The sequence below is a fragment of the Plantactinospora sp. A48 genome (assembly GCF_055793945.1).
The window spans coordinates 1-24,166 of the sequence record NZ_JBTIXF010000029.1; the positions used below are offsets into that span (position 1 = coordinate 1).

The 24,166-nt window shown below is 70.1% G+C and carries 22 protein-coding genes; 10 read left to right on the plus strand and 12 right to left on the minus strand.

The genetic code is table 11. From position 1 onward, the window contains the following. Positions 1 to 102 precede the first annotated feature (102 nt). Together ACXN5W_RS16615 and ACXN5W_RS16620 are read right to left on the minus strand one after the other, a co-directional pair. The gene (locus ACXN5W_RS16615; RefSeq protein ID WP_473159204.1) at positions 103 to 1,029 is read right to left on the minus strand and encodes an NAD-dependent epimerase/dehydratase family protein; all 927 of its coding nucleotides are present in this window, start codon (positions 1,027 to 1,029) and stop codon (positions 103 to 105) included. Positions 1,030 to 1,261: 232 nt separating this feature from the next. Further along, entirely contained in the window at positions 1,262 to 1,993 is a 732-nt protein-coding gene (locus ACXN5W_RS16620; RefSeq protein WP_473159205.1) for a TetR/AcrR family transcriptional regulator C-terminal domain-containing protein, read from the minus strand. Between the two features lie 55 nt (positions 1,994 to 2,048). Here ACXN5W_RS16620 and ACXN5W_RS16625 point away from each other — a divergent pair, with 55 nt between their 5' ends. After that, positions 2,049 to 2,609, plus strand: a complete 561-nt coding sequence (locus ACXN5W_RS16625; protein ID WP_473159206.1) for a hypothetical protein — start codon at positions 2,049 to 2,051, stop codon at positions 2,607 to 2,609. A gap of 376 nt (positions 2,610 to 2,985) precedes the next feature. Beyond that, the gene (locus tag ACXN5W_RS16630) at positions 2,986 to 4,311 is read left to right on the plus strand and encodes a M61 family metallopeptidase (RefSeq protein WP_473159207.1); all 1,326 of its coding nucleotides are present in this window, start codon (positions 2,986 to 2,988) and stop codon (positions 4,309 to 4,311) included. An 83-nt stretch (positions 4,312 to 4,394) separates the two neighbouring features. Here ACXN5W_RS16630 and ACXN5W_RS16635 read toward each other — a convergent pair whose 3' ends face one another. Further along, entirely contained in the window at positions 4,395 to 4,892 is a 498-nt protein-coding gene (locus tag ACXN5W_RS16635) for a VOC family protein (protein ID WP_473159208.1), read from the minus strand. A 61-nt stretch (positions 4,893 to 4,953) separates the two neighbouring features. Between ACXN5W_RS16635 and ACXN5W_RS16640 the strand changes: the two genes are divergently transcribed. The 3 genes from ACXN5W_RS16640 to ACXN5W_RS16650 all read left to right on the plus strand — a co-directional run bounded on the left by ACXN5W_RS16640 (position 4,954) and on the right by ACXN5W_RS16650 (position 8,945). Next, a complete protein-coding gene (locus ACXN5W_RS16640) occupies positions 4,954 to 5,913 on the plus strand; it encodes a helix-turn-helix transcriptional regulator (protein ID WP_473159209.1) in 960 nt (319 codons plus the stop codon). Between the two features lie 149 nt (positions 5,914 to 6,062). Then, positions 6,063 to 7,454, plus strand: coding sequence for a ricin-type beta-trefoil lectin domain protein (locus tag ACXN5W_RS16645; protein ID WP_473159210.1), 1,392 nt, complete (start codon positions 6,063 to 6,065; stop codon positions 7,452 to 7,454). 87 nt (positions 7,455 to 7,541) lie between these two features. Continuing rightward, positions 7,542 to 8,945 (plus strand): ricin-type beta-trefoil lectin domain protein, encoded by a 1,404-nt coding sequence (locus tag ACXN5W_RS16650; RefSeq protein WP_473159211.1) that lies wholly within the window; start codon positions 7,542 to 7,544, stop codon positions 8,943 to 8,945. 194 nt (positions 8,946 to 9,139) lie between these two features. Here the strand turns inward: ACXN5W_RS16650 and sigJ are convergent, their stop codons facing one another. After that, positions 9,140 to 10,075 carry an RNA polymerase sigma factor SigJ gene (gene sigJ, locus ACXN5W_RS16655; RefSeq protein WP_473159212.1) on the minus strand — a complete coding sequence of 312 codons (936 nt, stop codon included), beginning with the start codon at positions 10,073 to 10,075 and terminating at the stop codon, positions 9,140 to 9,142. Between the two features lie 128 nt (positions 10,076 to 10,203). Here sigJ and ACXN5W_RS16660 point away from each other — a divergent pair, with 128 nt between their 5' ends. Then, on the plus strand, positions 10,204 to 11,331 hold the full coding sequence (locus ACXN5W_RS16660) for an LUD domain-containing protein (protein WP_473159213.1): 1,128 nt from the start codon (positions 10,204 to 10,206) through the stop codon (positions 11,329 to 11,331). A 61-nt stretch (positions 11,332 to 11,392) separates the two neighbouring features. Here the strand turns inward: ACXN5W_RS16660 and ACXN5W_RS16665 are convergent, their stop codons facing one another. Next, positions 11,393 to 13,696: a beta-L-arabinofuranosidase domain-containing protein gene (locus ACXN5W_RS16665; RefSeq protein WP_473159214.1), complete on the minus strand. Its 2,304-nt coding sequence runs from the start codon at positions 13,694 to 13,696 to the stop codon at positions 11,393 to 11,395. A 186-nt stretch (positions 13,697 to 13,882) separates the two neighbouring features. Further along, the gene (locus tag ACXN5W_RS16670) at positions 13,883 to 15,358 is read right to left on the minus strand and encodes a class I adenylate-forming enzyme family protein (RefSeq protein WP_473159215.1); all 1,476 of its coding nucleotides are present in this window, start codon (positions 15,356 to 15,358) and stop codon (positions 13,883 to 13,885) included. 222 nt (positions 15,359 to 15,580) lie between these two features. Here ACXN5W_RS16670 and ACXN5W_RS16675 point away from each other — a divergent pair, with 222 nt between their 5' ends. After that, positions 15,581 to 16,021, plus strand: a complete 441-nt coding sequence (locus tag ACXN5W_RS16675; protein ID WP_473159216.1) for a VOC family protein — start codon at positions 15,581 to 15,583, stop codon at positions 16,019 to 16,021. 99 nt (positions 16,022 to 16,120) lie between these two features. Here the strand turns inward: ACXN5W_RS16675 and ACXN5W_RS16680 are convergent, their stop codons facing one another. Further along, positions 16,121 to 16,933, minus strand: coding sequence for an alpha/beta fold hydrolase (locus ACXN5W_RS16680; RefSeq protein ID WP_473159217.1), 813 nt, complete (start codon positions 16,931 to 16,933; stop codon positions 16,121 to 16,123). A 93-nt stretch (positions 16,934 to 17,026) separates the two neighbouring features. Here ACXN5W_RS16680 and ACXN5W_RS16685 point away from each other — a divergent pair, with 93 nt between their 5' ends. Then, positions 17,027 to 17,602, plus strand: a complete 576-nt coding sequence (locus tag ACXN5W_RS16685) for a TetR/AcrR family transcriptional regulator (protein WP_473159218.1) — start codon at positions 17,027 to 17,029, stop codon at positions 17,600 to 17,602. A gap of 40 nt (positions 17,603 to 17,642) precedes the next feature. On the opposite strand, the gene ACXN5W_RS16690 is transcribed toward ACXN5W_RS16685, so the two are convergent. From ACXN5W_RS16690 to ACXN5W_RS16705, 4 genes are read right to left on the minus strand one after another with little or no spacing between them, the layout of a single operon-like run. After that, positions 17,643 to 18,713 (minus strand): tetratricopeptide repeat protein, encoded by a 1,071-nt coding sequence (locus ACXN5W_RS16690; protein WP_473159219.1) that lies wholly within the window; start codon positions 18,711 to 18,713, stop codon positions 17,643 to 17,645. Next, positions 18,713 to 20,956 (minus strand): CHAT domain-containing protein, encoded by a 2,244-nt coding sequence (locus tag ACXN5W_RS16695; RefSeq protein WP_473159220.1) that lies wholly within the window; start codon positions 20,954 to 20,956, stop codon positions 18,713 to 18,715. Before ACXN5W_RS16695 ends, ACXN5W_RS16690 begins: the two co-directional genes overlap by 1 nt. Before the next feature lie 5 nt (positions 20,957 to 20,961). Next, on the minus strand, positions 20,962 to 21,186 hold the full coding sequence (locus ACXN5W_RS16700; protein WP_473159221.1) for a hypothetical protein: 225 nt from the start codon (positions 21,184 to 21,186) through the stop codon (positions 20,962 to 20,964). Between the two features lie 3 nt (positions 21,187 to 21,189). Further along, complete coding sequence (locus ACXN5W_RS16705; RefSeq protein ID WP_473159222.1) at positions 21,190 to 22,209, minus strand: tetratricopeptide repeat protein; 1,020 nt, start codon at positions 22,207 to 22,209, stop codon at positions 21,190 to 21,192. Positions 22,210 to 22,292: 83 nt separating this feature from the next. Here ACXN5W_RS16705 and ACXN5W_RS16710 point away from each other — a divergent pair, with 83 nt between their 5' ends. Next, the gene (locus tag ACXN5W_RS16710; RefSeq protein ID WP_473159223.1) at positions 22,293 to 23,096 is read left to right on the plus strand and encodes a hypothetical protein; all 804 of its coding nucleotides are present in this window, start codon (positions 22,293 to 22,295) and stop codon (positions 23,094 to 23,096) included. 3 nt (positions 23,097 to 23,099) lie between these two features. Continuing rightward, entirely contained in the window at positions 23,100 to 23,441 is a 342-nt protein-coding gene (locus ACXN5W_RS16715; RefSeq protein WP_473159224.1) for a DUF1036 domain-containing protein, read from the plus strand. Positions 23,442 to 23,952: 511 nt separating this feature from the next. On the opposite strand, the gene ACXN5W_RS16720 is transcribed toward ACXN5W_RS16715, so the two are convergent. Next, positions 23,953 to 24,090 (minus strand): hypothetical protein, encoded by a 138-nt coding sequence (locus ACXN5W_RS16720; protein WP_473159225.1) that lies wholly within the window; start codon positions 24,088 to 24,090, stop codon positions 23,953 to 23,955. Positions 24,091 to 24,166: the final 76 nt, after the last annotated feature.

A 24,166-nucleotide genomic window follows, 5' to 3' on the forward strand; every position in this document is an offset into this window, starting at 1 on the left:
CTCCCCCAAAGGACCCAGGAGAAGGCACCCCTCCCTCCCCACGGTGTCCTCGGAGGCGGGCGTGGTCCTCCACGTTGGTTCCGCGCCGACCCGGGTCGATGGTCACGTCAGCTCATCCCGGAAGCCCTGCCGCCAGGAGGGATGCCGGGGCTGCCAACCGAGCTCCCGCTTGGCCTTGGCGTTGGACGATCCCCGTCCCTCGGTCATCATCCGTACCGGCACCTCCCCGGTCAGCAGCCGGGCCAGCCACCCGGGCACCCGGATCGGCGGCTTCGCGCCCGCGCACCGGGCCAGGTGCGGCAACCACTCGCTGACCGGAGCCGGTTCGTCGTCGACGACGTTGAACACGCCCCGCGCCTTCTGCTCGACCGCCAGGACGGTGGCGCTCGCCGCGTCGTCCACGTGGATCCACGACCAGTAACCAGCACCGCCCCCGACCAGCGGGAACTGCCGCTTACGGACAAGCTCGACCTGGCCGTCGCTGGCGCCCGGCCCGTAGAACCAGCCGTACCGCAGGACCGCGCCACCGGCGCGCAGGACCGCCTCCTCGACGTGCCGGATCGGCTCGGTCACCACCCGCTCCGCCCCTCCGGCGCGTAGCTCCAGCGGATGCTCCTCCGGCCCGGTCCAGCCTCCGTCGCGGGGGCCGTTCCAGCTGGCGATGCTCTGCGCGACCACGTGGGATACCCCCGCTGCCCCGGCCGCGGCCAGCAGGTGGTCCGTGCCGGCGGTTCGTAACCGGTTCGTCTGCGCCAGATAACGCTCGAAGTGCCTCATGTCGGGTTTGCCGGCCAGTGCGGTCATCTGGTGAACGACAACGTCCGGCCGCGCGGCGGCCACCGCCGCGCTGACCGAGGCCGCGTCCAACCCGTCCATCACGACGCCCTCCGCGCCCAGCCGCTCCAGCAGGCCCAGTCGGGCCGCGCTCGTCGTCGTACCCGTCACCTGGTGGCCCCGGGCGACGAGTCGCGGCAGCAGCCGCTGTCCCACGACCCCGGTGCCGCCCGCCACGAAAACCCGCATGATCATCGTCTCCCTGCGCTCTGGAACATCCTTCCGGGTGCAGGACGAGACGCCCCGGCAGTCGGTGACATTCGCCCGGCCGTGCCCCGCCCGGCCGTGCTCGGTCCGGCGTTGTGGCCCGTCCGGCGGCGCTCCGTCCGGCTTGTGGTCCGTCCGGGCTTGTGGTCCGTCCGGGGTTGTGGTCCGTCCGGCGGGTGCTTCCTCCGGCGGGGCGGGGCACAGCGGTGTCCGAGCCCGGTCATTCCCTCCGGATGGAGTCGGCGAGGTGCCGCAGCCCGGTGACGACGCAGTCGAGGCCGAAATCGAAGTCCGCCTGCCCGGTGGCGCCCGGGGTGGGGACGTACGCGCCGCTGCTGAGCAGGCCGGCCACGGCGGACAGGCCGCGCGCCGCGAGCAGGGCGGTGAGGTTCCTGGGCGGCTCGATCGGTTGGGTGGCCCGCAGATCGGCGGTGGTGGCGGCGCTGCTTCGCACGTAGGTGTCCAGCAGTGCCGCGGCGCGCAGTCGGCGGGAGTCGTCGAGACCGCTGGGTTCGAGGGCGCGCAGCAGGACATCGAGCCAGGACAGCGCGTTTGGCGTGAACGGCACCCGGACCGGCACGTCAGCCAACCAGGGGTGCCGGTCGTAGCGGGCGCGTAACGCGACCGCCCAGGCGCGCACGGCCGTGGGCCAGTCCTCGGGCAGTCGCACCGTGGGCCCGCCGAGCGCCCGATCGTGCAGCAGCACCAGCAGCTCGTCGCGCGAGTCCAGGTACCGGTAGAGGGCGTTGGTGGTGACGCCGAGGGTCGCCGCTGTGCGACCGAGGGAGATGGCCGCGACGCCTTCCGCGTCACCCAGGGCGATACCGGTGTCGAGGATGTCGCCCAGGGACAGCGAGGCCTTGGGTCCCGGTCTGCGCCGGGGTGGCGTCGGGTTCCAGGCGCGGGCGGTCACGCCGTCGGCGTCCGCGGCGATGTCTGCCGGATCACTCACCCACCTACTGTATAGGGCTTGAACTGTTCATAGTCTGCACAATATTGTGCATGGCATGAACAGATACCGCTCCGAACCAACGGCGCCGGACCGCAGGAGAAGCGTGCTGCGCTCCGGCACCGTCCTCTTCGTGCTCGCCTACCTCGCCACGAACGTCGCCAACTCGGCACTGACCCTGATCATCGGATCGGTCGGCGGCATGCAGACCGCGGCCGAGCTGGGCGTCAGCTGGCTGTACGACCCGGCGTACCAGGCCACCGTCCCGTGGCATCCGCTGGTCGCCCTCCTGATCTTCGTCGGCGCCGCCGCGCTGCTACGGCCAGCGGCCGGTGAGCGGTCCGGTTGGGGACCCGCGCTGGTCGTCGGCCTGGCCTGGATGATCGCCGCGGTGGTGATCGACGCCGTCGTGTACGTGTGGCTGCTCGGCGACACCCGGTGGGGCCTGCCGCCCCACGCGTACTACGTCGAGAACCAGCCCTGGATCACCCTGACCTACCTCGCCCTGCTGGTGGGACCGCCCGTCGCGACGGCGGCCCGGCGTGCGAGGACGGGCGGTGCCGGATCCTCCCCGGTGGCCCGCTCGGGCCCGGCGGCGCTGGGCGGGCGCCACGGCTGACTTCCGGTGGAGCCGGCGAACCCCGCCGGCTCCACCGGGTCGTTCCCGGATCGATCGTCGCGGTGCGGCAGTATCGGGCCATGCGATCGCTCAGGCTGGTGCTCGAACGCGGCGATCACGGCCTCCAGGTCACGTACTGGCTCGACGGTGTCGATTTTCCGGCCGGGTCGACGGTGGCCCAGCTTCCGGCGCGGATCGCCGGGGCCCCACCATCCAGCTCGGTCCTCGGGACCTTGAACTGGAGGATCGCGACGGGCGGGTTCCGTCGCGCATCCAGCAGGGTCCCTCGGACGAGTCCGGTCAGGTGACCCGGTGGTGTGTCGCTCGTGCGACGCGCGGTCGGGTCCGGGTCGCCTATCCGGCCAGGGCGCGGGTCGTGGACGCCACGACTTCCGACGGTCACCCGCCGGTCGACCTGCGGTTCGAGGCGGGGGGCGTGACGGGTCAGGGGAAGGCGTTCCTGGCTCTGCCACCCGGCGAGGACCCGTGGAACGTCAGCCTGGTGTGGGTCGTCCCCGGTCTGGACGAGCAGATCGGAGTCTGTTCCCACGGTGTTGGCGATCTCGACCTCGGCAGGGTGCCACTGGACGCCCTGCGCCACTCCCATTTCATGGCCGGGCCGGTGACGACCGTACGGCACGCGCGTTCGCCGCTCACTGTGCACTATCTGACCCGTCCCCACTTCGACGGCGAGGCTTTCGCCGACCACGCCGCGCGGGTACACCAGGCGCTGGCCGGCACCTTCGGAGAGGATCCCGCACCATTCCGGATCTTCCTGCGGCGCAACCCGTTCCGGGGGATGAGCGGGTCGGCGTTGACGCACTCCTTCGTGACGGGATGGCACGAAGACACGGTCGACTCGGTGGACCGTCTGGAGTCCTTCATCGACCACGAGCTGGTGCATGAGTGGGTCCACCTCGACGGGCCGTACGACGAGACGGTCTGGCACAACGAGGGACTCGCCGACTACTACGGCGTTGTCCTGCCGTTCCGGGCTGGCCTGATCGCCAGGGAGTCCTTCCTGAACCGGGTGAACCTGCAGGCCCGACTGGCCTACGCGAGCCCCTATCGCAGTTGGCCGCTGGCCGACCTGGCACCGGCGTACTGGAACGACTTCCGTGCCCAGCAGGAGCCCTACTACCGGGGGTTCTTCTATTTCGCCGCCCTCGACCAGCTGCTTCGGAGCCGCGCCGGACGCGGCCTCGACGACCTCGTGCGACACCTACGGCTCCGGCGCGGGTCCGGAGAGCCGACCGGGGTCTCGCAGTGGCGGGCGATGGTCGAGGCCGAGGTGGGGGGCGAGGCCGACCGGCTGCTCGACGGCGTGTTGCGCGGCTCGATGGACCACCCGGTCGGACCGATCTGGGGCGAGGACGTCGAGGGTCGCCTCGTCGAGGCGCCGGTGGTCGAGCCGGGTTTCCACCCGGCCACCTTCGTCACCCGCGTCGTGACCGGTCTGCGGCCCGGTGGGCCCGCGGCCCGAGCGGGACTACGCGAGGGTGACGTCCTCGGCGCTATGCCCACCTACAACAGCGTGGTGCTCCAGGACCCCGGGCAGCCGCTACGGGTCAGCGTTCGTCGATCCGGCCGAGACGTTCCGCTCGACCTGCGGTCCGGAGTCGAAACCGCGCTGGTGCCCGCCTGGCGGGCGGCCGAGGGCGGGCCCGCCGGGAACGCCGCCCGGGCAGCCCGGGCCGGCTGATCGCCGCCCGCTCCGGCGATACCGGTACGCCGGACACCGGACCAGCCGGTCGGGGCGGTGCCGGTGTCGACCGGAAACGACCCTCAGTCGAGGCAGAACTCGTTGCCCTCCGGGTCGGCCAGCACGATGTGGCCGGCCCCGAGCGGTGGAGCGGGCTCGTACCGTCCGAGCCGGGTGGCGCCCCGGCCGACGAGCCGCGCGGCCTCCGCCTCCAGGGCCGCCATCCGCGCCTCACCCAGCAGCCCGGGTGCGGCCCGAACATCCAGGTGTACGCGGTTCTTGGCCCGCTTGTGCTCCGGTACCCGCTGGAAGAACAGCCGTGGACCGTCGCCGTCCGGATCGATCAGCGCCGAGGCCTTGTTGTGGTCCTCGGGGGGTACGCCCAGCGCCGTCAGCGCCTGCTCCCACGACTCGAAGCCGGTCGGCGGGTCGGCCAGCCGGTAGCCGAGCGTCTCGGCCCAGAACGCGGCCAGCCCGGCCGGGTCGGCGCAGTCGAAGGTGATCTGGATGTCGCGGGCCAGTCCGGCTCGGCTCCGCTCGGGTCCACTGGTGGGTGTCTGGTTGGTGGTCTGCTCGGTCATGGGCGCAGCGTGCCGGATATCGCGGACAGGATCGGTCCGTGATCTGTGCGAGGATGGGCGGGTGACCGTGGCGGCGACGACCGAGCGGGTTCTGCGGTTGCTCACCCTGCTCCAGCGGCGGCCGTCCTGGACCGCCGCCGAACTCGCCGGCGCGCTGGGGGTCACCGACCGCTGCGTACGCCGCGACGTGGAGCGGTTGCGGACGCTCGGTTATCCCGTCCGCGCGACGTCCGGGGTCGGCGGTGGGTACCGGCTCGGCGCGGGTACCCGGCTGCCGCCGCTGCTCCTCGACGACGAGGAGGCGATCGCGACGGCGGTGTCGCTGCGGCTGGCGGCGGGGGGCACGGTCTCCGGGGCGGGTGAGGCGGCGTTGCGGGCGCTCGCGAAGCTCGACCAGGTGCTGCCGTCCCGGCTGGGTGCCGAGGTGCGGGCGGTGCACGCCGCCACCGAGACCCTGGTGGGCCCCGTGACCGAGATCGACCCGGAGCTGCTGGTGACGCTCGCTCGGGCCTGCCGCGACGCTGTCCGGGTGCGGTTCCGGTACGCCGGCCGCGACGGTGCGGCGCGCGAGCGCACGGTCGAGCCGGTGCGGATGGTCACCACCGGCCGCCGCTGGTATCTGATGGCCCGCGACCCCGATCACGATGACTGGCGCACCTTCCGGTTGGACCGGATGCGCGACGTGGCGGCGACGACCTGGCGCTTCCGGGTACGGGAGCATCCGGACCCGGTCGCCTACGTGCGTCGGTCGGTGGCCGAGGCGCCGTACCGGTATCTCGCCCGGGTCCGGCTGCGCGCTCGGCCCGATCAGGTGCGGGAGCTGGTGCCACCTCAGGTGGGGAGCGTCGAGGACGACGGTGACGGGTGGTGCGTGCTCGTCGTCGGCGGGGAGAGCCTGGACTGGATCGCCCTGCGCGTGGCCGGGTTGGGCTTCGCCACCGAGGTGCTGGAACCGGCGGAGTTGCGCGGGGCCGCCGCCCGGCTGGCCGCCCGGCTGGCGGCGATGGCCGGGACCTGCTGACCGGTCCGGCCGGCCCACACATCGGCGGAGCTGACTTGACGCGGCGTTTTGATCGACCTACAGTAGCTCGAATCGATTCGAACGACGGGCGTCGATACCCTTCTGATCGGTGCCCGGGAACCGGAACCCCGATCTCGACCGGAGGCGTAATGCGCGCCAGAATCCTTCAATCGCTGCCGAGAATCGCCGCCGCGCTGACCGCCGCGCTCGCGGTGCTGGTCGGCGCGACCCCGGCCGGGGCGGCGCCGGCCACGCTCACTCCCGGTACCATGTGGACGGACACCGCGGGCAACCGCCTGCAGGCACACGGCGTCGGCATCTTCACCGTGGGCTCGACGTACTACATGGTGGGCGAGGACAAGAGCGCCGGCTCCACCTTCACCGCGGTCGCCTGCTACTCCTCGACGGACCTGGTGCACTGGACCCGGCAGACCAACGCGCTGACCCGGCAGTCCAGCGGCGACCTCGGCCCCAACCGTATCGTCGAGCGGCCCAAGGTGATCTACAACAGCACCACCGGCAAGTACGTCATGTGGCTGCACATCGACAACACCTCGTACCAGGACCGGCGGGCCGGGGTGGCGACCAGCAGCACGCCCTGCGGCCCGTACACGTACCTCGGCGCCACCGGACCGCTCGGCCACCAGAGCCGGGATCTCGGGCTGTTCAAGGACGACGACGGCACGGCGTACCTGATGCACGACGACCCGGCCGGTTCGTTGCGCATCGACCGGCTCTCGGCCGACTACACGACCGCGCAGAGCGCGGTGGCCAGCTTCCCGGAGATCGAGGCGCCGGCGATGGCCAAGGTCAACGGCCGGTACTTCCTGCTGGGCTCGCACCTGACCGGCTGGGGAACCAACGACAACGTGTACGCCACCGCCACCTCGCTCAGCGGCCCGTGGAGCAGCTTCACGAACGTGGCCCCGGCGGGCACCCGGACGTACGACTCGCAGTCCTCGTTCCTGCTCCCGGTCACGGGCAGCGCGGGAACCAGCTACATGTACCTCGGCGACCGCTGGAACTCCGGCGACCTCAACTCGTCGTTGCCGGTCTGGTTGCCCATCACGCTGAACAGCAACACCCGCACCGCCGCGCTGAACTGGTTCCCCTCCTGGGGCATCGACACCGCCACCGGCGCGACCAGCCTGCCGACGTACCAGCGACTGAGCGGCGTGCAGTCCAACCGTTGTCTGGAGATCGCCGGCAGCTCGATGACCAACGGCGCGACCACCCAGATCTGGGACTGCAACGGTGGCGCCAACCAGACGTTCACCCCGACCACCGCCGCCGAGCTGCGGGTGTACGGCAACAAGTGCCTGCAGGCCCGCAACCAGGGCACCAGCGCGGGCACCGCCGTCGAGATCTGGGACTGCACCGGCGGTGCCAACCAGATGTGGATGCTGTCCAACGACGGGACGATCGTCGGCGTCCAGTCGCGGCTGTGCCTGGACGTCAATGCGCAGGCGACCGGGAACGGCAGCAAGGTCCAGCTGTGGACCTGCAACGGCGGCAACAACCAGAAGTGGAACCGCGGCTGACGCCGCACCCGTTTCGACCCGGCAGGCTGGACGCCGCGCCCACCCCGGCGCGGGCCCGGCCTGCCTGACCAGAAAGGAGTCACGTACATGCCGAGACATCGGCTTATCGTCGGCATCGTCGCCGGGGCGGCGGCACTCGTCCTCGCGATGGGCGGCGCCACGCTCGCCGCCGGGCCCGACCAGTCCGCGGGCTCGGTCAGCCCGCTCGCGGCCACCGCCGGCTGCGGCAAGGCACCGTCGCTGACCAGCGGCAGCCACACGATTTCCAGTGGCGGCCAGAACCGCTCCTACATCATCCGGATCCCCGACAACTACGACCGCAACCACCCGTACAAGCTGATCTTCGGTTTCCACTGGAACGGCGGCACCGCCAACGACGTCGACTCGGGCGGCACCAGCGGTTACCTGTGGTCCTACTACGGGGTTCGGGCGCTGTCCAACAACCAGGCGATCTTCGTCGCGCCGCAGGGCAACGGGAACGGCTGGGCGAACCCGAACGGCCAGGACCTGACCTTCGTCGACAACATGATCGCGACCTTCGAGGCCGGGCTGTGCATCGACACCACGCAGCTCTACTCGATGGGCTTCAGCTACGGCGGCGGCATGACGTACGCCATCGCGTGCGCGCGGGCGACCGTCTTCCGTGCGGTGGTGGTCTATTCCGGCATGAACCTCAGCGGCTGCAACGGCGGCACCCAGCCCATCGCGTACCTCGGGATCCACGGGCTGCGGGATGGGACCGTGCCGATCTCCGCGGGTCGGTCGCTGCGTGACCAGTTCGTCCGGAACAACGGCTGTACGCCGCAGAACCCGCCCGAGCCGGCGCAGGGCAGCCTGACGCACATCGTCACCTACTACTCGGGCTGCCGGGCGGGCTACCCGGTGGCATGGGGCGCGTTCGACGGGCCGCACGCCCCGAACGCCGTGGACGGCAGCGCCGACCCGTACGCGCCGGGCGAGCGGTCCTGGACCCAGGCCGTGGTGTGGAAGTGGTTCACCCAGTTCGACGGCACCACCCCGCCGACCGGTGACCCGACCGGCAGTCCCACGGGTGGGCCGACGGGTGGTCCGACGGGTGGTCCGACCACGCCGCCGCCGTCGGGTGCGCAGCGGATCGTGGGTGGCCAGTCCGGCCGGTGTGTCGAGGTGCCGAACTCGTCGACCACGAACGGCACCCAGGTGCAGTTGTGGGACTGCAACGGTGCGTCCGGCCAGTCCTGGACGTACACCTCGGGCAAGCAGTTGCAGGTGTACGGGAACAAGTGCCTGGACGCGAACGGTCAGGGCACCAGCAACGGCACCAAGGTGATCATCTGGGACTGCAACGGTGGCACCAACCAGCAGTGGAATTTCAACTCCAACGGCACGATCACCGGTCAGCAGTCCGGCCTGTGCCTGGACGCGAACGGTGCGGGTACGGCCAACGGGACGAAGCTGATCCTGTGGTCCTGCAGCGGTGGTAGCAACCAGCAGTGGAGTCGACGCACCTGATCGACCGGCCGGTCCTGATCGATCCATGGGCCTTTCGATCAGGACCGGCCCCGCTCTACGACCCATCCTCCTAGGATGCTTTAGGGGGTGTGTCGCAGGGTACCGAAGCGTGGCCGTCCGAGCAGTCGGGCGGCCACGCTTCGGCGTAGCCGAGTGACCGGGCGATCAGGTAGCGGACCGCCGGGTCACGCCGGTCAGTCCGTGGTCCAGGGGCGGAGCTTCTCCGGATTGCGTACCGCCCAGACCCGGGTGATCCGGTCGCCCGCGACCTGGAACGCCAGCACCGTGGACGTGACGCCGTCCTGCTGGATCACCAGGCCGGGCTGCCCGTTGACCGTGCGTTCCAGGATCGTCAGGTCGGGTGCCTGGTCGAGCAGGTCGACGAACCGCCGCGCGATCGGCTCGCCCCCCGAGACCGGGTGCGGCACGGCCGCGGCGAGCCCGCCGCCGTCGGCGACCACCGTGGCGTCAGGGTCGAGGAGGCCGATGAGCGTACCGATGTCCTTGGCCTCCCACGCCCGTTTGAAGTCGCGGACGATGCCGGCCTGCCCGGCGGTGGGCATCGTCGGAACCGGCGCCGCGCGCAGCCGGCGCCGCGCCGAGGAGGCCAGCTGGCGACAGGCCGCGGGGGTACGGCCGACGATCTCGGCCACCTCGGCGAAGGGGTAGCGGAAGACGTCGTGCAGGACGAACGCGACGCGCTCGGCCGAGGTCATCGACTCGAGCACGACCAGGAACGCCATGCTCACCGACTCGTCGAGGGTGACCCGGTCGGCCGGGTCCACCGAGTCGCCGACCGATCTGTCGCCGCCCCATTCGGCGCGGTCGGGTAGCGGCTCGGGGACCCACTCGCCCACGTAGCGCTCGCGTCTGGCCCGCGCCGAGCCGAGCAGGTCGAGGCAGATCCGGCTGGCGACCGTCGTCAACCACGCCCCCGGCGACTCGATGGCCGCCCGCCGGTCCCGGGGCATCGCGTACCAGCGGGCGTACGCCTCCTGGACGACGTCCTCGGCCTCGGTCAGCGAGCCGAGGAGCCGGTAGGCGACATTGGTCAGCCGGCGCCGCTCGTTCATGATCGCGTTCGGGCCCGGATCGGCCCGGTCGTCCGCTGGCTCGGATCGGATGTTCATCTCGTCGGCTGCTCCTCCGGTCGGATCTGGCCTGTCAGTACGACGAGACACCGCACCGAACTGTGAGTTTCGAAGATCGCCTCACATCCTCCGGGGTCGCCTCGTCAGACTGCTGAGGGAGGAAACCAATGAGTGACTTTCAGAGCATCGCCGACCGGGTCGAGATCGAGGCGCTGCGTGGCGAGTTCACCGACGCGGCGATGATGCGTGACCGGACCCGGCTGGCGGAGCTGTTCACCCCGGACGGGGTGCTGCGGATGCCCAACGTCCCCGTCGAGCTGGTGGGCCGGGCGGAGATCCGCGCCGGGGGCGAGCGGTTGCAGAGCCAGTGGAACTTTTTCGTCCAGAACACGCACCCCGGCGCGATCCAGCTCGACGGCGACACCGCCACCGGCCGCGCCTACATCCAGGAGCTGATGAGCACCCGCGACGGCCACGAGGGGATCAACTACGCCATCTACCACGACCGCTACCAGCGCACCGCGGACGGCTGGCGGTTCGCCGAGCGGGTCTACGAGGTCAGGTACCTCGACACCACCCCGTTGGGCGGCTCGGCGCCGGGCGTGGGGGAGGGGTCCACCGCTGCCGAGGGATCCACGACCGAGGGGAGGGAGTCCACGGCAGCGGAGGAGAGGCCCGCCGCGCCGGCGGGGTTCGCCGCCCCCGCGTCCGCCGAGCGCCTGGAACGGGTCGCCAAGGCGCTGGCGGCGCACGGTTTCGCGGTCGAGATCCTCGACGACGTCGCCGCCGCGCGTACCCGCGTCCGGGACCTGATACCGGAGGGCGCCAGCGTGTTCACCGCGGCCAGTGAGACCCTGCGGCTGTCCGGCATCGACGAGGACATCAACACCGGCGGGCGGTACCAGGCCGTGAAGCCCCGCGTCCTGGCGATGGACCGGGCCACCCAGGGTGACGACATCCGACGGCTGATCGCCAGCCCGGACGTGGTAATCGGCAGCGTCGCGGCGGTCACCGAAACCGGCTCCCTCGTGGTCGCCTCGGGCAGCGGGAGCCAGCTACCCGCCTATTCCGGCGGCGCCGCCCGGGCGATCTGGATCGTCGGTGCGCAGAAGGTGGTACCCGACCTGAGCGCCGCGCTGCACCGCCTCGAAGAACACGCGCTCCCGTTGGAGAGCGTGCGTGCCATGGCGGCCTACGGCTATCCGAGCGCGGTCAACCGGCTGCTCGTGCTCAACGCGGAACCCCACCCGGGACGCGGCACCGTGCTGCTGTTGCGGGAAGCCATCGGATTCTGAGTCGGCGCGGCCGGCCGGGTGCTGGGGCCCTCGGCCGCCCGGGTCCGGCTGGACCGCCGGATCAGGTGGTGGTGCAGGTGATGTCGGTCGGCGGGTTGTTCGTGCCGGTCACCGAGGCGAGGAAGCCGAAGGTGGTGGAGGCGCCGGCCGCGAGCGAGCCGTTGTAGGAGACGTTCGAGACGCTCACGTTGGCCCCGTTCTGGGTGTACGTGCCGCTCCAGATCTGGGAGATGGTCTGCCCGTTGGGGAACGACCAGGAGACGGTCCAGCCACTGATCGGCGTCGCTCCAGCGGTCACCGTGACCTCCGCCTGGAAGCCACCGGACCAGGAGTTGGTCACCTTGTAGACCGCGCTCGCCTGACCGGGCGACGTGGGCGAACTGGTCGGGGTGGGCGAGGTGGTGGGGGAGACGCTCGCCGAGGGGGACGCCGAAGCGGTCGCCGAGGCGGTCGCGGACGGGGTCGCCGAGGCGGTGGGGGTCGGCGGTGGCGTCGGGCCGCCCACCTGGCCGGGCGCGTTCCAGTAGACGGTGTAGTTGATGTTCTGCGCGTCGTAGAACGGCACCAGGTTGACCGTGGACCCGTTGGCGGTGGCGGAGAAGGTCAGCGAGGTGCTGCTGGTGCGGGTGATGGATCCGACGTTCAGGCTCGGTAGCGAGCTGAGCGAGCTGTTGCCGTAGTTGCCGGCCAGCACCACCGGCCCGTACACCGCCGCCGAGACGTTGGTGTTGTCGTTGGCGGCCCACATGCTGACCCGCATCGGCAGCCGGACGGTGACGGTGTCTCCGCTGGTCCAGGACCGGGTGAGCGCGGCGTAGCCACCCGGGTAGGCGGCGATGTCCTGGGCGACGCCGTTGACACTGATCACGGCCCCGCTGGTCCACCTCGGAATGCGGATGCGCATGGTCCAGGTGTCGCTGACGGTGCCGGTGACGGTGAGGGTGGTGGTGTCGCTGGCGGGGTAGCTGGTGGTCTGGGTGACCGTGATGCCGCGTTGGGTCCAGTTGAGCACCGAGGGCAGGAACAGGTTCACGATCAGCGTGGTGTCGCTGTGGAAGTAGATCGAGTCGGCCAGCTTCGTGTTGATCTCGACGCCGGTGCCCTGGCAGCACCAGAAGGAGTTGTAGTCGGTGCTCCAGGTGCCGCCACCCCAGGCCGGGCCGACGCCGCGTCGACCGCCGGGGTTGAGCGGGGTGAAATACGTGATGTGCCCGTGGCTGTCGGACGGGTTCTGCGCGCCGATGACGTGGTTGAACAGGGTGCGTTCGTAGTAGTCGACCAGGTCGACCCGCTCGGGGTAGAGCTGGATGAGTTCCCGGGTGAGCTTGAGCATGTTGTAGCTGTTGCAGTGCTCGCAGCTGTCCTTGGACAGGTAGCCGGCGATGGCGTTGGGCGGGCGGAAGTGCTCGGCCTGGCTGTTGCCGCCGATCACGTAGCTGTGCGCGCCGACGGTGATGTTCCAGGCGTTGGTGGCGATGTCCCGGTACCGGGTGGTGCCGGTGGCCTTGTACTCCCGGGCCGCGCCGACCCACTTGGGCACCTGGGTGTTGGCGTGCAGCCCGTTGAGCTGGTCCTGGTTCGCGGCGAGCGGGTTGAACACCGCGGCGTGGTCGAACCGTTGCGCCACCGTCAGCCACCTGTTGTCCCCGGACTGGAGGGCGAGGTCGGTCAGCACGTCGTTCATGCCGCCGAACTCGGTCCGCAGGACGTTCTGCATCTGGCTGGAACTCAGCCGGCCGGTCCGGCTGTCGACCCAACCCGCGAGCCGCAGCAGGACGTCACGGGCCTGGGTGCTGCCCATGAGGCGCCAGACGTCGAGCAGCCCGGCCATGATCTTGTGCATGACGTACCACGGCACGTTCCCGTTGGACAGCGTGCCGTTTTCCAGGGCGTTGAAGTCGGACTCGGGGAAGCCGCACAGGTAGCCGGCGGCGAATCCGGCGGCCCCGTTGTTGTTCTGGCACTTGGCCAGCTCGGCCACCATGTTCGTCGCCTTGTCCCGGCAGGTGGTGTCGCCGAGCGTGGCGTACGTCTGTGCCCAGGCGGTGAGCAGGTGTCCCTGCATGTGACTGCGGAACGGGAACGTCGGGGCGTCCCAGCCACCGTTGGCGGCGGCGCCGCTGGTCGACAGCCGGTGGTTGGCCCGGAAGACGTACAACATCCGGTTGACGTCGACGAACCGCAGGTAGTTGATCGTCCGGTTCTGGTTGTCCATCCACCGGCTCGTGGTCAACCGCACCTGGTCGAGACCGAACGGGGAGGATTGGGTGATCGCGGCGTCGGCGACCGACGCGCCGACCACGCCGGCCGCCGCGGACGTGACGGCGGTGGCGCCGGCTACCTGGAGCAGGCGTCGACGGCTCAACGGGGGGAATGACACGGTGCCTCCGGAAAATCTGGCCGATGAAGCCCGTAGGGCCGAACCGAGGCAGGGCTGGGGAGGCGCCGAGGCCGGTGCGGGTCGGTGTTAGCGCTAACACCAGGGGGGCGAGGGCATTATCGACGAACGTCGCTGGATTTCCTGAACGATACAAGCAGAAATCGGCCCTGGTCAATCGGCTGGTCGTGCCGGGACGCTGTCCTCCACGCGATCGGGGCGCCGCCGCGCTCCGGCCAGCAGCCGCTTGTCCGGCTTGCCACTCGGCGCCACCGGCGGCTCGGCGATCTCCGTGATCCGCGCCGGGACACAGGCCGCGCCCAGCCGCTCGGCGACCAGCGCGCGCAACGCGCCGTGGTCGGGAACCCGGCCCGCCACCGGTACGACATAGGCGTCCACCGCCTCGCCCGTCTCCTCGTCGGGGACAGCCACCACGTACGCCTCGGCGACATCGGGATGGCTGGCCAGGACCCGTTCGATGGGCCCGGCGTAGTGCAGGTTGGCGTTGACGATGACGACATCCCGGATCCGACCGGAAAGATAGAGCTGCCCATCCGGTTCCAGCCGCCCCAGATCCCGGGTCCGGACCCACCCGTCGACGAACACCTCGGCGGACTCGGCCGGATCGGCCCAGTAGCCGATCGCCTGGCCGGGGGTGTGAACGAACAGTTCGCCATCGATGCCGGCCGGCATCGGCGTACCGTCCGGGCCCCGGACCACGACCTCGACGACGTCGGGCGGGATGCCGACCGAGCCGGGCGGGTCGGTGGGGGTGGCCATCGAGATCATCGCGGACTCGGTCTGACCGTAGCCGTGGAACAACACCGGGCCGAGCACGTCGAGCGCCTCGCGGTGCAGGTCGGCCGTCAGCGGCGATCCAGACACCATGACCGCCCGCAACGTGCTCAGGTCGACCGGATCGGTGCGCTGGGTCGCGATGAGCCGGCGCAGCCGGGGCACCGTGATGACCGTGGAGGAGGCCCGGTGCCGGACGATCGCGCCCGGCAGGTCCGGCTGGTCGGCCACCACCATGGTGCCGCCCGCCGCCAGCGCGAGAACCCCGTACTCGATCATCACCTGGCTGCTGAGCGACCCGAACACGAGGTGGCGACCCAGCCGGGACGCCAGCTCGCGGATCACCGGCGGCCAGGCCGCCGGCCGGGCCGTCCACTCCGCGGCCATTCCCGCGTACGTCTGCGCGCACGCCTTGGGCCGGCCGGTGCTGCCGCTGGTGTAGACCAGCCGGGCGATGTCGGCCGGCCGGCCGGCCAGCGTCGGCCCGACTCCCGGGTCCGGTGTGGACAGCAGCCCGTCGACGGTCAGCAGCCGTGGCGTGTACGCCGGACCGTCGGCGGCGTCGGTCAGCACGGCGGTGGCGTCCCGCCGCAGGAGGTGCCGCAGTTGCTCGTCGGGCATCCCGGGCCGGATCCCGCAGACCCGGGCCCCCACCACGTAGCCGGCGATGATCGCGGCGAACGCCTCCGGGGTGACCCCGAGCATCATGGCGAGCCCGTCACCGGGGCCGATCCCGGCGTCCCGCAGGCCGGCCGCGAGCCGCCGGACCAGGCCGAGCATCTCGGCCCCGGTGACCACCCGGGAGTTGTGTTCGATGACCGGCCGGTCGCCGGCCGCGGCGAGCAGCTCGAGCACCTCCGCCGGGTACGGTTCAGGCGCCACGGGTCGGCCCGGCGCCGAAAATCAGACAGTCGTAGCTCACGAACGTCGATGCTAGCGGGCGAACTTCGGAGGGTTCTCAGATCCGCGTCCGAGGAATCCCGACGAAGATGGTGCAATGGCTGTCGAGAACGGCATGGCGGTTCCGTCCCGGAAGTGCTACGGCCGTCGTGGCCGCGCGACCCAGGGAGCCCCGGCATGACAATCCAGCGGATGGACAACGTCCTCATCGTTGTCGAGGACCTCGACACCGTCATCTCGTTCTTCGTCGAACTCGGCCTGGAACTGGAGGGCAAGGGGCCGATCGAGGGACGCTGGGTGGAACAGGTCATCGGCATCGACGGCGTCCGGCAGGACGTCGCGATGCTGCGGACCCCGGACGGCCACGGCCGGATCGAGCTGGCGAAGTTCCACACGCCGAAGGCGATCGGTGCCGAGCCGAGGGACGCCCCGGTGAACACGCTGGGCATCCGTCGCATCATGTTCGCCGTCGACGACATCGACGACGTCGTCACCCGCCTGCGCGCCCACGGCGCCGAACTCGTCGGCGAGGTGGCGCGGTACGAGGACTTCTACCGGCTCTGCTACGTCCGGGGCCCAGAGGGGATCATCGTCGGACTGGCCGAACAACTCGGCTGACCACGCTGGTGGGTGTTCCTCCCCGTCGGGCGCAGAGGCTGGCCGCTCTGGCGCTGTCCGCGATCGGCGATGCGGGGGTCCGTTTCGGAGCGTGCGCGCTCACCGGGCCAGGACGTCGAGCAGCGCGTCGGCGAACTCGGTCGGGTGGGACCAGTAGCCGGTGTGGTCACCGGGAAACTCGGCTGGCGTTCGGTTCCAGCGCGCGGCCAGCACCGTGGCTGGGCGGCAGGGGAACCGGTCCGGTGCTACCCGGCCCACCGCGGGGGTGATGCGTGCGTGCTGCGCGTCGAGCGCGACGAGGTCAGGGCGATAGCTGGGCGCGTTCGGCACCTCCTCGGTCAGGATGGTGTGGATGTTCCCCGTCATCCGGCCGATCAGTTCGGGGTCGGCCCGGGTTGGCTGTTCGGTCGCGTCCAACCCGGTGCCGGTCATGAACATCCGCATGGCCGGACCGGCCCCCTCGGTATGGTGGGCGGTGCTGACCTCCTGGAAGAACGTGCGCCATCGTGCCGCGTCCGGCAGCAACTCGGCCAGTGGTGGTTCGTGGGCGATGAGCCCGGTGACCTGTTGCGGGTAACGGCTGATCAGATCGAGCCCGATGACGGCTCCCGCGCTGCTGCCGAACACGTACGCCGGTCCTGTCCCCATGGCGTCGAGCAGTCGTCGTGCGTCCTGACTGTGGGTGTCGACCCACTCCGTCGGTCGCCGCTGCTGGATCGGGCTGCGGGAGAACCCGCGCCGGTCGTAGCTGATGACCGTGTATCGCTCGGCGAGGTGGTCGGCCAACGCGGCGTAAAACCCGGCGTCGCCGTTGCTGCCCGGGATCAGCAGGAGGGCAGGTCCAGAACCGCGTACCTCGTGGTAGAGACGCGCACCGTCCACCTCGATGGTGTCGCACCGCCGAGTGATCATCGTTTCGGACTCCCTCGCGACATCGGATAAGATGCAGACCGCATCTAATATGCTCGCTCGCAATAAGATGCGCAATGCATCTAAGAGGTGAAGATGACCCGACGACGCGGGATCCTCCTGGAGCACGCGATCCTCGACGCGACATGGGACCTGCTCACCCAGGTCGGCTACGGGAAGCTGACCATGGAAGCCGTGGCGGCCAGAGCTGGAACCAGCCGACCGGTCATCCACCGTCGCTGGCCCACCCGGGCACAGCTCGCGTTCGCCGCCGTGGAGCACTCCGCTCCGCTCGAAACCGACCCGCCAGACACGGGCAGCCTGCGTACCGACCTGCTGGCTCTGATGGAACGACTCGTCCGCCGGGCCGACGCCGTCCACGGCGAGGTGCTCGCCGGCATAGCGGCCGAAGTCGCCCGCGACCCGCAGGCGATGCGCGTATTCCGCGATCGGCTGGCCGCCGCAGCCCAGGACCGGCACGTCACGGCCATCACCCAACGCGCCACAGCGCGGGGTGAGATCCCCGCCGTCCGGCTGCCCACCAGGTTGACCCGGCTCCCGGCCGACCTCGTCCGCAACGAGGTCATCATGTACGGCCAGCCACCCGATCAGAACGCGATCACCGAGATCGTCGACCGCATCCTCATCCCGGCCATCCGGGAAGCTCCGTAGCCCTCCGATCGCGGCATGGCTTTCCGAGTGTGCGAGGTGGTCAGGCTCCGCCGCGACTCTGCGCCCGTTCCTGGCGTACCTGTTCCAGCATGGCGGTGTCGGATGCCAGGTCCGGGTGCTCGACCTGGCGGTCGAGGTCGACGACGAGCTCGAGTTCACCGATCGCCTCGTCGAGCTTGCCCGCCGCCCGATGAACCATCGCGATGTTGAATCGCGTGACAGCCTCGCCAGCCCGGTCGCCGACTTCCCGCTGGATGGGTAGAGCCTGTTGGTAGTAGGTCAGGGCCTGCTGTGGCACATCGAGGCTGTTGTACGCGTGGCCGATGTTGTTGAGGGTGGTGGCTTCGCCGGTGCGGTCGCCGATCTCGCGCATGATGGGTAGGGCCTGCTGATACCAACCGAGGGCCTGTTGGCGGTCTCCGAGCCCGTCGTACACGCTGCCGATGTTGTTGAGGGCGACGGCTTCACCGGTGCGGTTTCCGATTTCCCGCAGGATGGGTAGGGCTTGCTGGTAGTAGGTGAGGGCTTGCTGTCGGTCCCCGAACCCGTCGTACACGAGGCCCATGTTGTTGAGGGTGGTGGCTTCGCCGGCGCGGTCGCCGACCTCGCGCATGATGGGTAGGGCTTGCCGGTGATAGGTGAGGGCTTGCTGGCGGTCTCCGAGCCCGTCGTACACGCTGCCGATGTTGTTGAGGGCGACGGCTTCACCGGTGCGGTTTCCGATTTCCCGCAGGATGGGTAGGGCTTGCTGGTGGTAGGTGAGGGCTTGCTGTCGGTCCCCGAACCCGTCGTACACGAGGCCGATGTTGTTGAGGGTAGCGGCCTCGTTGCCGCGATTGCCGGTCTCTCGGTACAAAGGAAGTGCCTGCTCGTAGCTGTCCAAGGCCCGCCAGGGTTGCCCGGTGGCGTATCGGGCCCAGCCCAGGTCGTAGTGGGCGCCGGCCTCCGGGCCGAGGGTCAGGGTCGCGGCTGCCAGGGCCGCGACATCGGCGAATCGGGAGGTCCGCAGCCATATTCTGGACACGCGATTGCTGACATCCCGGGCGATTGGCGCCTCCCGGCCGGCCACCGCCAGGCGGTGTACCTCGACCAACCGCGCGATGGTGGGCATCACGCGCTCCCGGTGGCTGGGCCGGTGACCCAGAGCTGGTAGAGGGATCGGGCGGCGGCGGCGCACGCCTCGACGTACTCGTCGTCGGTGAGCAACGGGCGGATGAGCGGGCGCAGGACGTTGGAGACGTAGTAGCGGGGGCGGCCGGTTTCCGGGTCGGTGCCCGCTTCGAGCAGGCCGAGCTGGGTGGCACGGGCAATGTGGCCGGCGGCATCCGGGTGGTCGTGCAGGGCCATGACGGTCTCGACGGGTACGGGCAACTCCACGACGTTGACCCTGGCGAGCATCTTCCGCAGGTCGAGGGGTTGGGAGTCGAGCAGGTTCGTCGCGAGGATGGTCTCCCGGCGGAACCGGTCGGCCTCGTTCTCGATCGCGGTGATCAGCGCGTCGATGTCGAGGGTGGCGTCGGCGACGATCAGGTCGAGCCAGTCGAGCAGCCGGGGGTTGCCGGCGGCGGCTTGGACGGCCCGGGTGCGGATGTCGGCGTCGACGCGCGATCCGGGACGCAGGTTGGGCAGGTTCGCGAGCTTCTTGTCCTGCTCGATTCGGGTGAGGGTTTCCAGCGATTCGACGGCGATGCTGGTGCCGGCGGGTGCCGGGAACCGGTAGCGGCTGGTGATGACGACCCGGCTGGGGCTGCCGGTGTCGCGGATGGCGACGAGCAGGGCTGGCAGGATCTCGGCCAGCTCCGCGGAGAGCACGTGGCCGCCGTCGCGCTCGTCGAGGTTGCCGTCCTCGAAGTCGTCGAACACGAACAGGCACGGCGTCTGTCCGAGCGGACCGTCGACGTGCAGCAGGTGGCGCAGCCGGACGGCCAGGGGAACCTTGTCGTTGCCCAGTAGCTCGGCGGCCTCGATCTGCTGCTGCATCGGAAGGTGGATCTTGGTGGTGAGTTCCCGGAGCTTGGCCAGATCGACGCGGCCGTACCAGACCGCACGCTGGTGGGTGGGCATCCGCTCCAGCAGCCGGGAGGCCAGGCTGCTCTTGCCGAGCCCACCCATGCCATGCAGCACCAGGGCCTGCGCCGCGCCGCCACCCTGCGGTTCTTTGAGGGTACGCAGACAGCGCTGGATGACACGCCGTCGACCAACGAATTCGGCGCGGGAGGCGACCCGGGACACCTGGGTCTGTGGGTCCAGGAATTCCTGGTCGGCGGTCCGGGCCTGGATCCGGGCCCGTCCCCTGGTGTTCAGCGGCGTGACCATCGGCGCCAGCGGGGACCGGTCGGCGTAGACCCGCAGCAGGTGCCAGTTGACACGCTTGTTGGCGTACAGGTGCTGGCGGGCCTCGACGACGGCCCGGTCCAGGGGCGCCCCGTCGGCCAGCGACCGGTAGAGCGCGGCGGCGAACTCGGTCGCGGAGAGGTCACCGACCGGCAGCGCCCAGCCCAGCACGGCGGGGGCCCCGGCCCGGACCAGGCTTTCGCTCATCGACGGGAACATGCCGCCGTCCGGGGCGCTCCCGGTCAGGCAGCCGGAGACGAAGACCAGCCGGGGCCAGTGCGCGGCCATCGCCTGGGCGATCTGGTCGGCGGTGGCGTACGCGAGCCCACCGAGTTCGTCCTCCATCAGGAACATAGGTTGACCGTTGTGGACCGTCGCGTGGCCGCTCAGGTGCAGGACATCGAAATATCCCGCGCCGTAGTCGCGGACGAGGTCACGAACCCCCTGCAGGGTGCCGCTCTCCTCGACGACCAGCTCGGTGCCGGTGCGCGCGGTGGCCGCCAGGATGGCCGCCTCCTCCGCCTCGTAGCCGAGCACCGGCTCGACACCCTCCGGGGAGGTGGCCATGAACAGCACCCGCAGCGGCCGGTTCCCCGGTGTGACGGGGCCCTGGAGTGCGGCGTTGGTGCCGACGGTACGTACCGGCAGCAGCGGCGCGGGACCGGCGACGGTCAGGTACCCGCCGTCCGCAGCGAGAAGTTCCCACGGCAGGTGCCGGAGCCGTTCGGCGGCGGTGATCCGGAGCACGGCGCCGGGTGGACGACCCAGAACCCCGGACAACCACCGCTCATCACCGTCCAGAAAGGCGGTCAGCCTCGCGCCGAGGTCCCGCAACTGCGGCGAGCCGAACCTCCGCTGCGGGACCGCATCCTGGCTGTAGTCCCGCTCCACCACCCCGATCAGCTCGTCGATCACCGCCCTGTCCAGCCCTCGGGTCCGAGGCGGCGCCCCAGCGGCCGACAGGCGCAGCTCGCAGTACCGCGAGGTCTGCTCGAAGACCTCCAACTCGAACGTGTGCATGTCGCTCACCTGGGATTGCCCCGCTCTGTCGCGTTCCGTCCCGCCGGGAAGACGATCTCCAGTTGACCCCGGTCGACGGTGGACAGGCCGAGCTGCGTACCTTCGCAGATCAGGATCGTCGTGGCGGCGCCGAGGATGCCGGCGGCGCCCGGAGTGTCGGCCACGCGCCGCGCAGCTCCGCAGCCCACCACGCGGTCCGGTCCGGAGACCTCGATCGTGGCAGTCCCCATCGGCTATTCCCTCCTTCTTAACCGAAGCAACATGAGGAGCGTCCGCATCTGGTCCAGGTCCGGATGGTTGGTCTGCTCGGCGAGGACAACGGCGCGGCACAGAATCTCGACCGCCTCCCGCTCCCGGTGCATCCGGACCAACAGACCGGCCATGGAGCTACTGACCGTCGCCTCCATACTGCGGTTGCCGATGGCACGGAAGATTGCGAGCGCTTCTTCGAAGGGGTCCCTGGCACCGTCGAGATCACCATGCTGGTACCGGAAGACGCCGATGTTGTGCAGGGTGGTGGCTTCACCGACCGGGTCGCCGACCTCGCGGCTGATCGGCAGAGCCTGCTCGTAACAGGCCAACGCCTGCTGTCGATCACCCAGACCGTCGTACACAAGGCCGATGTTGTTCAGGATGGTGGCCTCGCCGGCGCGGTCGCCGACCTCACGCAGGATGGGCAGCGCCTGCTCATGGTAGGTCAGCGCTCGCTGCCAGTCGCCAAGCCTCTCGTACACGGCGCCGATGTTGCTCAGGATGACCGCTTGGCTGGCCCGGTTACCAACCTCCCGCCGGATGGGCAGGGCCTGCTGATAGTAGGCCAACGCCTGTTGCCAGTCACCAAGCCCTACGTACACGCCGCCGATGTTGTTGAGGGTGGCTGCCTCGCCGTCACGATCGCCGGTCTCTCGTAGGATGGGTAGCGCCTGCCGGTAGTGAGCCAGCGCCTGCTGCCGGTCCCCCAGCCCGTCGTACACGAGGCCGATGTTGTTCAGGGCAACGGCCTCGTTGCCGCGGTGACCAGCCGCACGGTACAGCCACAGGGCCTGCTCGTAGCTGTCCAGGGCCCGCCGGGGCTGCCCCGTGGACGACTGCGCCCAGCCCAGGTCGTAGAGGGCGCCGGCGTCGGGGCCGAGGGCCAGGGTCGCGGTCGCGAGGGCCGCGACGTCGGCGAACCGGGACGTGCGCAGCCACGCCAGGGCCACCCGGCGGCCGACATCCCGGGCGATCGCCGGCTCCCGGCCGGCTACCGCCAACCGGTGTACCTCCACCCACCATGCGACCACAGCCGTCGCGCTGCCCCGATCCGAAGAGTCCCGCCGTTCCGCCCCATCGATCGTTGAGCCTGAGTCATGCGTCAACCCGGCCCCTTCCCCCCGCAGAACGCCAGCGCTCAGATCACGCCCGCAACGGCCAGCACGATACGACAGGCAGCAAAATGCTCGACCGGAACGACCAAGATCCGACAACCGAGCCGAGCAACCTGGAGGCAAAGCACCTGCTGATGGCCGAGGCAGGTAATTCGGATCCTGTTTCGATGAGTTGGAAGCGCCGGGCCGGATCGGTGGCCAATGACTGGTGCTCGTTCTGGTCGCTGTCGCCGATTGCCAGGGCGAACGCGACGTGCCCACGGACCCTGTCGCTCTTTGCCGGATCAAGGACTGTTGGAGCGTCAATCGGCCTGGTCGGTATTCACTTACACCACAGCGCCCGTTCCGTTTGGACGGACAGCCAGAAGGGCCGAAGCATGCCTGATTCGCCGTATCTGAATCCATCCGACTCCCAGCCCGGCACGCCGTTGCCCCGCCGTCTGCTTCTGCGTATCGGCGCGGCGCTCGGTGTGATCGCCGCCGGAACCGCCGCGGCCGGCATGGCCGCGAACGGTGCGGCCGCGTCAACCGACGAGGCCGGAAAGCATGACGCACCGGACGCCCCCGGCGGCTTCGGCGCTCCTCCCGCCGCCGGATCGGAACGACGCCGAGCGTCGGCACCAGCTAAGGGGAGCACCAGCCACGTCAGCCCAGGTCGGGCGACCGGCCCGGAGAACGCGACCGGCTCCGGCGTACGCCTCACCCCGAACGAGGCCCTCATCCTCGACACCCCGCTGAGTCGCCGCGCGGCCTCCTGGAAAGTGGAGGGCTGACCCATGCAACTCCATTTCCGTAACAGCTACGGTCCCCGCATCTGGGTCGCGATCATGTACTACGACACCGGCTGCAACGCCTACGGCTCACCGTGGGCGACGAGGGGCTGGTGGGCAATTGACTACGGCAACGAGGCGTATGTGCTGAACACCAACAACCGCTACGCGTACTTCTATGCCGAGGCCGCGAACGGTGCCGTGTGGACCGGTCCGTACGGACCGATCTACGTTCCGCAGAACGGGTTCAATCTGTGTCAGAACATCGGCCAGACCGGTGCCCGGATCGTGGGGCTCCGTGAGGTCTACATCGCGAGCGACAACCACACCGTAAATCTCACGCCGTGACCCGGAAAGCGGCTTGATCCCAACGGTGGTCGTGCCGGGCTTCGCTCGGCTGTCTTGGGCCTGGAAAGTGCTCCCGCACTGCCCGGGCGGTGGGCGGCGGAGTCCGGGACTGACTGCGGCCACCGTACCGGCGGATCCGTGACCGGCGACGGCGCCGGGTGAACGTCCCGGCGAAGTTCAGGAACGTCTGCCAGCTTGGGGCGGCACCGGCCGGCCGTCGCCGACACGGTGGGTGACGATGCCAGGGAACACCATGCGATTTACCGTCCGTAGCGTTGCGGGGGCTGCCTGCCTGTCGCCTGTTCCTTGCTTTGCAATGCTTCCCTCCCGGCTACACCGAGGCTGGGCTGCGGCGATCCTCGCTTCCGGGTTTTTCCGATTCGGACTGCCGGTTACCCGGTGTGCCTGTCGCCTGGGGGGAAGCATTGCAAAGTCGGGGGAGACGCCATGGGCCACGGGTCGCTGACTCTCACTCTCCGTGCGTGGGCGCTCCGGCGTGATCGCCGATGGTTCAGTTGCGCCGCCGGGCGGCGGTTTCGACCTCGCGGAGCACGAGGGCGAGGGTTTGGGAGCGGCGGTCCGCAGGTGGTGCCGCCCAGGCTCGCCCGGCGTAGGTGAGTCCACCGGACCGGTCGCCGGCCCTGGCCATCACGAGAACGTGTAGAGCGCCGGTGCTGGCCGGGGTCGAGATCGGTGATCGACTTGGAGTGAGACGAGGACCTAGT